The sequence below is a fragment of the Pseudomonas benzopyrenica genome (genome assembly GCF_036884265.1).
Taxonomy (GTDB): Bacteria; Pseudomonadota; Gammaproteobacteria; order Pseudomonadales; family Pseudomonadaceae; genus Chryseomonas; species Chryseomonas benzopyrenica.
Window position 1 is genome coordinate 1,446,626 of the sequence record NZ_CP145723.1, and the last position, 11,082, is coordinate 1,457,707.

The 11,082-nt window shown below is 67.1% G+C and carries 13 protein-coding genes and 1 pseudogene; 6 read left to right on the forward strand and 8 right to left on the reverse strand.

The features are described from left to right. The first annotated feature begins 198 nt into the window (after positions 1-198). The 3 genes from V6W80_RS06620 to V6W80_RS06630 all read left to right on the forward strand — a co-directional run bounded on the left by V6W80_RS06620 (position 199) and on the right by V6W80_RS06630 (position 2,610). The gene (locus V6W80_RS06620; protein ID WP_017638971.1) at positions 199-603 is read left to right on the forward strand and encodes an RcnB family protein; all 405 of its coding nucleotides are present in this window, start codon (positions 199-201) and stop codon (positions 601-603) included. Between the two features lie 88 nt (positions 604-691). Beyond that, positions 692-994: a putative quinol monooxygenase gene (locus V6W80_RS06625; protein WP_017638970.1), complete on the forward strand. Its 303-nt coding sequence runs from the start codon at positions 692-694 to the stop codon at positions 992-994. Between the two features lie 62 nt (positions 995-1,056). Further along, on the forward strand, positions 1,057-2,610 hold the full coding sequence (locus tag V6W80_RS06630; protein ID WP_338546291.1) for an alkaline phosphatase D family protein: 1,554 nt from the start codon (positions 1,057-1,059) through the stop codon (positions 2,608-2,610). A gap of 4 nt (positions 2,611-2,614) precedes the next feature. On the opposite strand, the gene V6W80_RS06635 is transcribed toward V6W80_RS06630, so the two are convergent. Beyond that, on the reverse strand, positions 2,615-3,967 hold the full coding sequence (locus V6W80_RS06635) for a GntP family permease (RefSeq protein ID WP_017638968.1): 1,353 nt from the start codon (positions 3,965-3,967) through the stop codon (positions 2,615-2,617). Between the two features lie 203 nt (positions 3,968-4,170). Continuing rightward, on the reverse strand, positions 4,171-4,704 hold the full coding sequence (locus tag V6W80_RS06640) for a gluconokinase (protein WP_064306699.1): 534 nt from the start codon (positions 4,702-4,704) through the stop codon (positions 4,171-4,173). Positions 4,705-4,889: 185 nt separating this feature from the next. On the opposite strand from V6W80_RS06640, the gene V6W80_RS06645 reads away from it, so the two are divergent. Beyond that, positions 4,890-5,906, forward strand: a complete 1,017-nt coding sequence (locus V6W80_RS06645) for a LacI family DNA-binding transcriptional regulator (RefSeq protein WP_064306698.1) — start codon at positions 4,890-4,892, stop codon at positions 5,904-5,906. A gap of 254 nt (positions 5,907-6,160) precedes the next feature. On the opposite strand, the gene V6W80_RS06650 is transcribed toward V6W80_RS06645, so the two are convergent. From V6W80_RS06650 to V6W80_RS06675, 6 genes and pseudogenes are all read right to left on the reverse strand, one after another. Continuing rightward, complete coding sequence (locus V6W80_RS06650) at positions 6,161-6,634, reverse strand: GNAT family N-acetyltransferase (protein WP_160922813.1); 474 nt, start codon at positions 6,632-6,634, stop codon at positions 6,161-6,163. Positions 6,635-6,687: 53 nt separating this feature from the next. Beyond that, the gene (locus V6W80_RS06655) at positions 6,688-7,014 is read right to left on the reverse strand and encodes a hypothetical protein (RefSeq protein WP_338546293.1); all 327 of its coding nucleotides are present in this window, start codon (positions 7,012-7,014) and stop codon (positions 6,688-6,690) included. Positions 7,015-7,029: 15 nt separating this feature from the next. Next, the gene (locus V6W80_RS06660) at positions 7,030-7,686 is read right to left on the reverse strand and encodes a DUF2726 domain-containing protein (RefSeq protein ID WP_017638963.1); all 657 of its coding nucleotides are present in this window, start codon (positions 7,684-7,686) and stop codon (positions 7,030-7,032) included. Between the two features lie 70 nt (positions 7,687-7,756). Further along, a complete protein-coding gene (locus V6W80_RS06665; RefSeq protein WP_017638962.1) occupies positions 7,757-8,137 on the reverse strand; it encodes a lysozyme inhibitor LprI family protein in 381 nt (126 codons plus the stop codon). 53 nt (positions 8,138-8,190) lie between these two features. Next, the gene (locus V6W80_RS06670; protein ID WP_338546294.1) at positions 8,191-8,835 is read right to left on the reverse strand and encodes a LysR substrate-binding domain-containing protein; all 645 of its coding nucleotides are present in this window, start codon (positions 8,833-8,835) and stop codon (positions 8,191-8,193) included. A 173-nt stretch (positions 8,836-9,008) separates the two neighbouring features. Further along, positions 9,009-9,176 (reverse strand): annotated as a pseudogene (locus V6W80_RS06675) (LysR family transcriptional regulator); the annotation flags it as partial. A 74-nt stretch (positions 9,177-9,250) separates the two neighbouring features. Between V6W80_RS06675 and V6W80_RS06680 the strand changes: the two are divergent. Together V6W80_RS06680 and V6W80_RS06685 are read left to right on the forward strand one after the other, a co-directional pair. Beyond that, a complete protein-coding gene (locus V6W80_RS06680) occupies positions 9,251-10,153 on the forward strand; it encodes a DMT family transporter (RefSeq protein WP_338546295.1) in 903 nt (300 codons plus the stop codon). Positions 10,154-10,175: 22 nt separating this feature from the next. Next, a complete protein-coding gene (locus V6W80_RS06685; protein WP_338546296.1) occupies positions 10,176-11,072 on the forward strand; it encodes a DMT family transporter in 897 nt (298 codons plus the stop codon). The last annotated feature ends 10 nt before the right edge of the window (positions 11,073-11,082 follow it).

The window sequence follows — 11,082 nt, forward strand, 5'->3', positions numbered from 1 at the left end:
GAGACGGTTTCGCCAGCTGTCGTCGCCACCAGGGATTCGTTGCATGAAGGATGTAAACGATAGCCAAGGGTGAGGGCTGATCCTGCAGGACCGATCGGGACGAACGCTGGTAAGGCCAACGGTGCGTCCGCAGGTAGTCGTGGAGCTTTTCTGCTGAGCGCGGGGTCAAAACCTCGAACGCAGAGGAGAAACACCCCCATGATCAAGCAATCGCTGCTCTCCCTGGCTCTGGGTACCGTCGTCCTGGCAGGTGCCCTGCAGGTCCAGGCCGCGCCCGAGTCCATGACGCCGACCAAGCCGGCCGCCGACAAGGCGGCTTCGGAGCCCACCAACGCGCAGTACCAGAACAAGGTCAACAAGAAGGATGCCAATCAGAGCGACGAGGCTGTTACCCACGACCCTGATCATCCTACCTTTGAACTCGAAGAGGGTGGCCGGGCGCCACGCAAGTACATCCGCGATGAGTACGTGATCAAGGACTGGAAGAAGCACGGACTGGAACAGCCGGGCGAAGACAGCCAATGGGTGAAGATCGGTTCCGACTACGTGCTGATCAAGCGCAGCAACGCGGTGATCGACAAGATCGTCAAAGCCAAGCAGTAAGCCATCGTGGCCGGGGCCGGGTGATCGGCCCCGTAGTGTTTGGGGTGTCCAGGCGGCATGCTGAAACACCCTTTTCGGAGTCTCCCGCATGACCAGTGAAATCCGCATCGTCGCCATTCTGCAGGCCAAGCCTGGCCAGGCTGCAGCCGTCGAAAACGCGATGCGCGCCATCGTCGCGCCTTCCCGCGCCGAACCCGCCTGCCACTTCTATACCCCGCATCGCGATCCGAGCCATGAGGGGCGCTATGTCTTCATCGAGCGTTGGGCCAGTCGCGAAGCCCTCGCCGAGCACGAAGAAACCGCGCACTTCAAACAACTGCTGAGCGATCTCGAGGGCCTGCTCAGCGAGGCGCCGCAGATCATGATCCTGGAAGAATTGCCGCTGGCCTGAGGTCGGCGACATCCTGTTGTCACCTGCTTGAGCCACCCTGGCCTCTTTTCGCGGAGGCCTGGATGAGCACCTCGAGACGTCAAGCGCTGGGCCTGCTCGGCCTGAGTCTGAGCGCGCCCTGGTTCGCCGGTTGCAGCGCTCGCGAACCGCAAGCCGATCCTTTCACCCTGGGCGTTGCCAGTGGCGATCCTGCCGTTGATGGCTTCGTCATCTGGACACGGCTGGCACCTGATCCCTTGGCCGCAGATGGCCTGGGCGGTCTGCGCAGCCCGGTCGAGGTGGAGTGGGAGGTCGCCTTGGATCCGGGGCTGCGCCAGGTGGTGCAGCGCGGCATGGCCCAGGCGCGGCCTCAGGCGGCTTTCAGCCTGGCGATCACCCTGGTCGATCTGCTCCCGGGGCGCCCCTACTGGTATCGCTTCACCGCCCTGGGACATCGGAGTCGGATCGGCCAGGCCACTACCTTGCCGCCTTCGGCCAGTGCGCCACAGCGTCTCAAGCTGGTGGCAGCCTCCTGTTCCCACTATGAGAAAGGCTTCTTCAGTGCCTACCGGCATATGGCCGACGAGCAGCCGGATCTGGCGCTCTTCCTGGGCGACTACCTCTATGAGGGCAACGTACCCCTGCACCTGCCGACGGTACGCCGACACGGCCTGCCGGAGGCCCGGGACCTCGCCAGCTACCGGCGGCGCCACGCCCTGTACCGCACCGATCCCGATCTGCAGTACCTGCACGCCAAGGTCACCAGTGTCATCACTTGGGACGATCATGAGGTGCAGAACGACTATTCCGGTCCCTGGTCGGCGGATCCTCAGGTCAGCCTGGCCGCCTTCGCCGCGCGACTGCAGGCGGCCTACCAGGCCTTTCGCGAGCACGTACCCCTGCGCAGCTGGCGCACCCAGGGCACAGCGCTGCGCCTCTATGACCGGTGGCGCTTTGGCGACCTGGCCGAGATCCATCTGCTCGATGGTCGCCAGTACCGCAGCGAGCCGGCCTGCGCCACGGCCAGGACCCGCGGTGGCCAGCTGGTCGCCCCGGATTGCCCGGGTCTGCGCGACGCCGCGCGCAGCATGCTCGGGCAGGCGCAGGAGCGCTGGCTGCTGGATGGCTTTCGCCACAATGCCACCCGCTGGAATCTGATCGCCCAGGATCTCCTGCTGGCACCCCTGCGGCAGCGCCTGCCGGATGGCGATCCGGCGCGCTGGACCGATGGCTGGGACGGCTATCCGGCGACTCGCGAGCGGCTGCTCGCGGCCATGGCCGACAGCCGCCTGGCCAATCCGGTGACCCTGGGCGGGGACATCCATTCCTTCTGGGTGACGGACCTGCACCGCGAGCCGGAAGACGAGCGGAGTCCTGTAGTGGCGAGCGAATTCGTCGGCACCTCCATCACCTCGGACGGACCGGACTACCAACGTTTCCAGGCGTTGTTGCCGGAGAATCCCCAGGTGCGCTTCTTCGACAGTCGGCAGCGCGGCTATCTGGCCCTGGAACTGACGCGGGAACGGCTGCAGGTGGACCTGCGCACCATCAGTGACCGAACCCGTCCGGATGCCGAGCGCAGCAACCGGGCGAGTTTCGTGGTGGAGGAGGGACGGCCAGGGGCCGTCCCTATCTAACGGCTCAGACGAACAGCGACAGCAGCATGATGAAGGCCAGGGCCACCACCGAGAGGATGGTCTCCATCATCGACCAGGTCTTGAAGGTCTCGGCCACGGTCATGTTGAAGTACTGCTTCACCAGCCAGAAGCCGGCGTCGTTGACGTGGGAGAGGATCACCGAACCGGCGCCGGCGGCCAGCACCAGCAGTTCCTTGTTCACGCCGGGCACCAGCGCCACCACGGGGGCGACGATGCCGGCGCCGGTGATGGTCGCCACAGTGGCGGAACCGGTGGCCACGCGGATCACCGCTGCCACCAGCCAGGTCAGCAGGATCGGCGAGATCTGCGTCTGCACCGCCAGGTTGCCGATCACCTCACCGACGCCGCTGGCCACCAGCATCTGCTTGAAGCCACCGCCGGCGCCGACGATCAGCACGATGGCCGCCACCGGGGCCAGACTCTGGTCGAGCAGCTTGACGATCTTCTCGCGGGAGAAGCCGCAGGCGGTGCCGAAGCTGTAGAAGCTCAGCAGCAGCGCGGCGAGCAGGGCGGTGATGGGGTGGCCGATGAAGTCCATCCAGATGCGGAAGTGGTTGTCGGCGGCGAAGAAGATGTCGGCGAAGGCCTTGAGCAGCATCAGGATCACCGGCAGCAACACGGTGAACACGGTGATGCCGAAGCCTGGCAGATTGCGGTTGTCGGTCTCCTGGGCGATCTGGGCGACCAGCTCGGCGTTGGCCGAACCGGGGATGCGCTTGGAGATCCAGGCACCGAAGATGGGACCGGCGATCATGGCGGTGGGCAGGCCGACCAGCAGGCCATAGAAGATGGTCTTGCCGATGTCGGCACCGAACACCCCGACCGCCAGCAGCGGACCCGGGTGCGGCGGCACCAGGCCGTGCACGGCGGATAGGCCGGCCAGCAGCGGGATACCCAGTTTGACCAGCGACAGGCCGGTGCGGCGGGCGACGATGAACACCAGGGGCGCCAGCAGCACGAAGCCGATCTCGAAGAACAGCGGAATGCCCACCAGGAAGGCGGCGAACATCATCGCCCAGTGCACGCGCTTGATGCCGAAGGCGCGGATCAGCGTCTGGGCGATCTGGTCGGCGCCGCCGGAATCGGCCATCAGCTTGCCGAGCATGGTACCCAGGCCGAGCAGGATGCCGACGAAGCCGAGCACGCCACCGAAGCCGTCCTGGAAGGATTTCATGACCTTTTCCACCGGCATGCCGGAGGTCAGGCCGAGAAAGCCCGAGGCGATGGTCAAGGCGATGAAGGGATGGACCTTGAACTTGGTGATCAGCAGCACCAGGCCGATGATGGTGACCAGGGCGTCGAGCAGAAGGAAGCTGTTGTGGTCCATGCCGAACATGGTGCCTCTCCTATTGTTGTTGTGGGCGTTGTAAGAGCCTATTCAAAGTCTGCTGCGCGTCGGCGAAACTGCGTTGAAAAGGGCTTCGGAATGCTCATTTACCATTCGTAAACTCCGCTTCCTCAGCCCTTTTCGTCTTGTTTGTCTCTAGCTCGCGAGACTTTGAACAGACCCTAAGGGTTGGAATGGATAGCGCTGTCTCGTCAGGCCGGTTGGGCCAGGCGCGCCGAGGTGGTCCACCAGGCCGACACCTGGGTGCCGATGGCGGCCAGCGGATCGCGGGCGTCCACTACCAGCGTAGCCGGTTCACCGTGGGGTGCTTCCAGGGCGGCGAACTGGCTGTCGATCAGGCTGGCGGGCATGAAGTGCCCTGGACGATTGGCGACGCGCTGGGCCGCGGTCTCGCGGGTCAGTTCGAGAAAGACGAAACCGAGACCGGGCACGGCCTGGCGCAGCTGGTCGCGATAGCGGCGCTTGAGCGCGGAACAGGTGAGTACGGGACGTTCGCCCGCGGCCACGGCAGCGGCCAGTTCCTCACCCAGGCGAGTCAGCCAGCCGGCGCGATCTTCATCGTTGAGGGGAATGCCGGCGCTCATCTTGGTGATGTTGGCGGCGGGGTGGAAGGCGTCGCCTTCGATCAGGCGGCCACCGTCCTGCTCGGCAATGGCCGCGCCGACGCTGCTCTTGCCGCAGCCTGCGACGCCCATGACCACGAGCGCGGGAATGGGAGTGTTCATCGTCACCTCCGGTCTGGAGACAGCGCTACCCGGAAAATTAAAAAGGGAGCGGCTTCCAGTTCTTGTCGATCTTGTTAGGCCGAATGCCGACGTGTTCCTGGAGGACACGCCAGGCTTGTAGTGTCTGGTGAGACAGCGCTACCTTAGGCGCGTTCTCCGTCCTTGACAAGCCTGAAACCATAACAATGAATCGAACGGGTTCTCGTAGTTCCGGTCGGCCCACCCTCACCGAGGTGGCGCTGCAGGCCGGTGTTTCGCCCATCACGGCCTCGCGGGCCTTGCGTGGTGTCGCCAGCGTGGCGCCCGAGCTGGTCACCCGCGTGCAGGAAGCCGCCGCGCGTCTCGGCTATGTCACCAATCCGGCCGCCCGCGCCCTGGCCTCGGCTCAGGGGCACTCGGTGGTGGTGCTGGTCCCCTCGCTGTCCAACCATCTGTTCATCGAGCCGTTGGAGGCCATCCACGAGGTCCTGCGCCCCCGTGGCCTGGAAGTGCTGATCGGCAACTACCACTACGATCCCCTGGAAGAGGAGAAGCTGATCCGCAACTACCTGGCCTATCAGCCCCGGGGCCTGCTGCTGACCGGCTTCGACCGTACCGACGCCGCCCGTCAGCTTTTGGCGGCCAGTGGGGTACCGCGGGTGCACATGATGGAGCTGGATCCGGCTGGCGGGGTGCCCAGCGTGGGCTTTTCCCAGCATGCCGCCGGCGCTGCCGCGGCGCGGCATCTGCTGGCGGCGGGGCGCAAGCGGCTGGGTTATGTCGCCGCCCAGCTCGACCCGCGGGCGCTGGCCCGGGGCGAAGGGTTTCGCCAGGTGCTGCGCGAGGCGGGTTGCTACGATCCGAGTCTGGATGTGCTGGATTCGCAGCCGTCGTCCGTGGGCCTGGGCGCCCAGCAGTTTCGCGAGCTGCTGGCCCGCCGGCCGGATGTCGACGGCCTGTTCTTCTGCAACGACGACCTGGCCCAGGGCGCGCTGTTCGAGGCCCAGCGGCTGGGAATCGCCATCCCGGAGCGGGTCTCGGTGCTGGGCTTCAACGACCTGCCCGGCTCGGCGCACACGGTGCCCCGGCTGACCTCCATCCAGACCCCGCGCGCCGCGGTGGGGCGCCAGGCGGCGACCCTCCTGCTGGGCCTGCTCGACGGTCGCAGCCAACCGACCTGCGTGGACCTGGGGTTCGAGTTGGTGAGCCGGGAGAGTGTGTAGGGTCAGCGTCGAAGGCTACTAGCGGGGCTTCGATCCGGCAACGTTGGGCTTCGCTACGCTCAGCGCCAACCTACGGTGCCCGCGTAGGTTGGGTTGAGATGGCTCCATCGTCGAAGCCCAACGGCAGAGTCTCGATCTGGCCATGTTGGGCTTCGCTGGGCTCAGCGCCAACCTACGGGACCGAGCCACTCACGCTCCTACCGCTTCGTGCTGACCGTAGGAGCGGCCCATGGCCGCGATTCGCTAGCGCCAATCTACCGCAAGGCCTTGGCCAGGATCCGTGACTGGCCGTGGAAATCCTGGCGTGCATAGAACGCCTGGGCATCTTCGTTGAATTCCATGACCTCCAGGCGCAATTCGTCGACGTCGTTGTCCCGGGCCCAGGCTTCCACGGCTTCCAGCAACCGTGCGCCCACGCCCAGCCGTCGGTGGTTAGCGGCCACCACCAGGGTGCCGATCCGGCAGAGGACCAAGGGCTGCAGAAAGGAAATCGAGCGGGTATCAGACAGTCGTGCGGTGACGAAGCCCACCAGTTCGCCCCTGGCCTCGCCGACGAACATCACCCCATCGTCCGGCTCCAGCTGGGCGGCCCAGTAGTCCTGGTCGCGCCAGCCGCCGGAGGGCGCGGCAAAGGTCGCCGGGGCCTGTCGGTGATGCTGCTCGGCGAGTTGTTCGGCCAGGCGGCAGATGGCGGCGAGGTCGGTGACGAAGGCGGGACGGATACGCAAGAGCGGTGCTCGCAAGAGGAGTCGACCCTCCACCTTACGCCGCACGGCGCAGGTCAGGAAGCCTCCGCCGCCAGCTGCTGGTACCAGTCGGCATAGGGCGTGTTCTTAACTATCCGACGGTTGTAATCGGGTGCGCCATCGGTCCACCAGACCGGTCCGCGTTCACCCAGGGCATGCTTGGCGGCGTCCACCGCGGCGCGGGCGGTGCGCAGGGCCGCGTCATCACCCTGGCGCTTGGCCACACCCACCTGGCGGCGGGCGTCCATCAGCTCATGGGTCAGGGCGTCGCGGCGGTCGGCGGGCAGGCTGGGGTCGGTACAGCGCCAGAGCCGGCCCCTGACCACGAAATAACGACCGTCCGGAGTGGTGGGATAGCGCATGGCAGGGCCCCTTGGTCAGTCTTCGATGTCGAGCAGGGCGCGGCAGTCCGGGTAGTTCGAGCAGGCCCAGAATTCCCGCCCCTGGTGGCGACCGCTGCGCGCACGGCGGCGGACCATGGGCGCCTGGCACTCGGGGCACTCCGGCGCCAGCGCCTGGTTGGGCGCTACCTTACGGTTGCGCGGCCGGCGCCCGCCGAACACGGCGTCGTGTATGGCACTGGCGGAATAGCGCGCCGCTGCCGGGATCTCTACCAGACGCAACTGGGCGGCCTCGCACACCGCGCGGACGAAGCGGTCGCGTTGCTGCCGATGACGCTGCAGGTGCGACCTGTCGTTGAGTTCGACCACCGCGTGTACGGCGAGGTCGTCGCGGCGGCAGATGGCGAAGTCGAAGTGCTTGCAGTTGATGCGATTCTGCGCGACCAGGTAGCGGCGGCGATCGCGCAGCGGCAAAGTCTGGACCACATCGGCGATGCGCACCTTGCCGAACACCCGGTAGTCGTCGCCCACGGCCTCGTCGAGCACGGCGAGAAAGGCCTGTTCGGCAGGGGTGAAGAGGGCTTCGACCTGGCGATAGGGAAAGGCGGCCTGGCGATGGCGCTGCCACCACCACAGTGCCCCCAGGAACAGCAGTCCGGCCAGGACCAGCAGGGGCAGGTAACGCTCGTACATCGCGAACTCCAACAGCGGGGCGCCATGATAGTGAGTCCTGGCGCCGGACAGCAGCGCGGGCGACGAAGCGTCAGTCGCGCTGTGGTAGTTGCCGTTGCAGATCGTCCAGGCGCAGCAGGGTCACCGACTTCAGACAGCTCAGGTACTGCAGCTGCTGCATGGCGCCCTGGAAACCGCGGGTGGCGGTGGCGCAGCGGGGCGCCCGGTCGTCTTGCCAGAGCTGTTGCAGCCGCTCGAAGGCGGGGCGTTGCGTGGGGGCGGTGGCAGCCAGCCGTCGGCTGTAGACGTCCGCCAGACGGGCTTCGGCCGCGGCCAGATCCCCGGCGGCGCAGGCCGCCAACTGGGCCTCGCTGCCCTGGCGATCGCAGTCGGCAGGCGGCTGTTCGGCGGCGAGCGCCAGGGGCGGAACGGTCAGGACGAGCAGCAGCGAGGACAGGCGGAAGGCGGACATGGAGGCAGCTATCTGGACGGCAATCCCTTCAGACTGCCGCAAGTGGAGGGCGCTCACCAAGCGCCGCCGGTCTCCTGGGTCTCGCCCTGGGTGTCGCGGAAGTGGCGGATCTGCACCAGCAGCCAGTCGATCCAGCGCTGCACCGGGGCGTCCACCGGACCTTTGGGCAACACCAGGAAGTAGGCCTGGGTCGAGAGCTGGTTGAACCGATCCGGCAGGGGCCGCACCAGGGCACCACTGGCGAGCATCCGTTGGGCCAGCACGCAGCCGCCGAGGGCCACTCCCTTGCCGGCCGCCGCCTGTTGCAGGGCCATGCCGCTCAGGGAATAGCGTGGGCCGCGCAGGCTGTCGCCCAAAGGCACCTGCTGGCTGGCGAACCAATCCTGCCAGGCGTTGAAGCGGCTGCTGGGACGCCCCGAGCGCCAGCCGCCGGGCCATTCGGCATGCAGCAGCGGATAGTCCAGCAAGGCGGCGGGTTCTGCCAGCGGCGCTGGGATCAGCGCCGGGCTGCACACCGGAAAGATCCATTCGCGCAGCAGCAGGCGGGTCTCGCCGTCCTGCCAATCGCCCCGGCCATAGCGGATCGCCGCCTGGGCACCGCCCTCGGTGCCCAGGGGCACGATGGCGGACGAGGCGTCGAGAAATACCTCGATGTCCGGATGCTGTCGCTGAAGTCTTCCAAGCGCGGCAATAGCCACTCCTGACCGAAGGTGGGCGGCGCGCTGACGGTCAGGACACTGCTCTTGACCCGTGCCCGGGCCACAGCGCGGGCCAGGCCGTCGAGGTGCGGCGCGATCTCGGCCGCGAGGGCGCGACCCTGGGCAGTAAGCCGCACCCCCTGGGGCAGACGCTCGAACAGCGGTTGCCCCAGCTCGGCTTCGAGCAGGCGGATTTGCCGACTGATGGCGCCGGCGGTGACGTGCAGCTCGTCCGCGGCCCTGGCGAACTGTTGGTGCCGCGCGGCGGCGGCAAAGGCGCGCAGGGCGTTGAGGGGAAGGGGAGTGGTCACGCTGAGCCTTAGTTTTCCTGAGCCTGACACCCATTAAACATCGTTTGTCTGACCTGTTCAGCCACCGTCACCATTCAGGCTCACTTATTCGTGGAGCGACGCTCATGCGCAAGGAGCTGGATGCCACGGCCGTGCTGGTCATGCTGGCGCTCTGCCTGGTCTGGGGCCTGCAGCAGACGGCGATCAAGGCCATCGCCGAACAGGTCGACCCGCTGCTGCAGATCGGCTGGCGTTCGCTGCTGGCAGCCGGGTTGCTCTACGGTCTGGCACGCTGGCGCGGCATCCGCTGCCTGGGGCGCGACCAGACGCTGATTCCCGGACTGCTCTCCGGTTCGCTGTTCGCCCTGGAGTTCCTCTGCATGGCGGTGGGCCTGAAATACACCAGCGCCGCGCACATGGTGGTGTTCATCTACACGGCGCCGCTGTTCGCCGCCTGTGGCCTGCACTGGCTGGTGCCCGGCGAGCGGCTGTCGGGGCGTCAGTGGCTGGGCATGGTGCTGGCGGCCAGTGGCGTGGTCTGTGCCTTCCTGATTGGCAAGCCGAGCGGCGGCACCAGCTGGCAGGGCGATCTGATCGGCCTGGTCGGCGGCGCTGCCTGGGGCGCCACCACGGTGCTGATCCGCCGCAGCGCCCTGGCCGAGGCGCCGCCGCTGCGCACCCTGTTCTATCAACTCGGGGTGACTGGGGTGGTGCTCCTGGCGCTGGCCCTCCCGCTCGGCAAACACCTGGATCTGGCAGCACTCGACTCCCTGGCCTGGTCGAGTCTGGCGTTCCAGGTGTTCATCGTCGCCGGCATCAGTCTGCTGGGGTGGTTCGTGCTGCTCAGTCGCTATCGCGCCGCGCCCCTGGGGGTGCTGACCCTGCTGACGCCGCTGTTCGGGGTGCTGATGGGCGTCTGGCTGCTGGACGAGACCCCAGGCCCTGGTTTTCTTGCAGGTGCCGCCCTGGTACTCAGCGGTCTGCTGATCGTCAGCTATCCTTCCCGCTCGCGAGCTGCGTCCCGCTGACTCGCCTGGCCTTGAGAATCCGATGTCGTCCACCTCGCTGCATCCCTGGTTGCTGCGCCTCATTCCCCTGGTGTTCCTGGCCCTGTGGTCCGCCGGATTCGCCGTGTCCAAGGTGGGCCTGGCCTATGCACCACCCTTCACCCTGCTGGCGATGCGCTATGCCCTGGCCTTCAGCGTGCTACTGGTCGCCTTCCTCATCCTGCGCCCGCCACTGCCGCGTACGCGGCGGGAGTGGGCGAATCTGGCGGTGGTGGGTTTTCTGATCCAGGGCGTCTATTTCGGCATGAGCTATGGCGCCCTGGTGATGGGTGCCTCGGCCAACGTGGTGGCCATGGTCGCCTCGTTGCAACCCATCCTGGTGGCTCTGGGCGCGCCCCTGCTGGTGGGCGAGCGGGTGGCGCCGCTGCAGTGGCTGGGGCTGGCCTTGGGACTGCTCGGTGCCATCGGGGTGATCGTGGCGCGCGCCAGCGTCGCCGTGGAATCCCTGTTCGGCATCTGCCTGGCGGTAGGCGCCTTGCTGGGCATGACCAGTGCCGTGCTTTACGAAAAGCGCCTGGGCGTGGCCCAGCATCCGGTCACCAACAACCTGGTGCAGTACAGCGTCGGCCTGGTGTGTTGCGCGCCCCTGGCGCTGCTGTTCGAGCACAGCCCGGTGCACTGGGCGCCGGCCTTCATCGGTGCCCTGGCCTATCTGGTGCTGGCCAACTCGCTCTTGGCCATCAGCCTGCTGGTGTGGATGATCCGCGCCGGCGAGGCGGCGCGGGTCAGTGCGCTGTTCTTCTGCGTGCCGCCGGGCGCCGCCCTAAGCGCCTGGCTGCTGCTGGGCGAAACCTTGCCACCGCTGGCCTGGGTGGCCATGGTCATCGCTATCGGCGGGGTGCTGCTGGCGACCCGGGCGGGAAGCAAGGCGGCGCGCTGAGCTGCGCCGC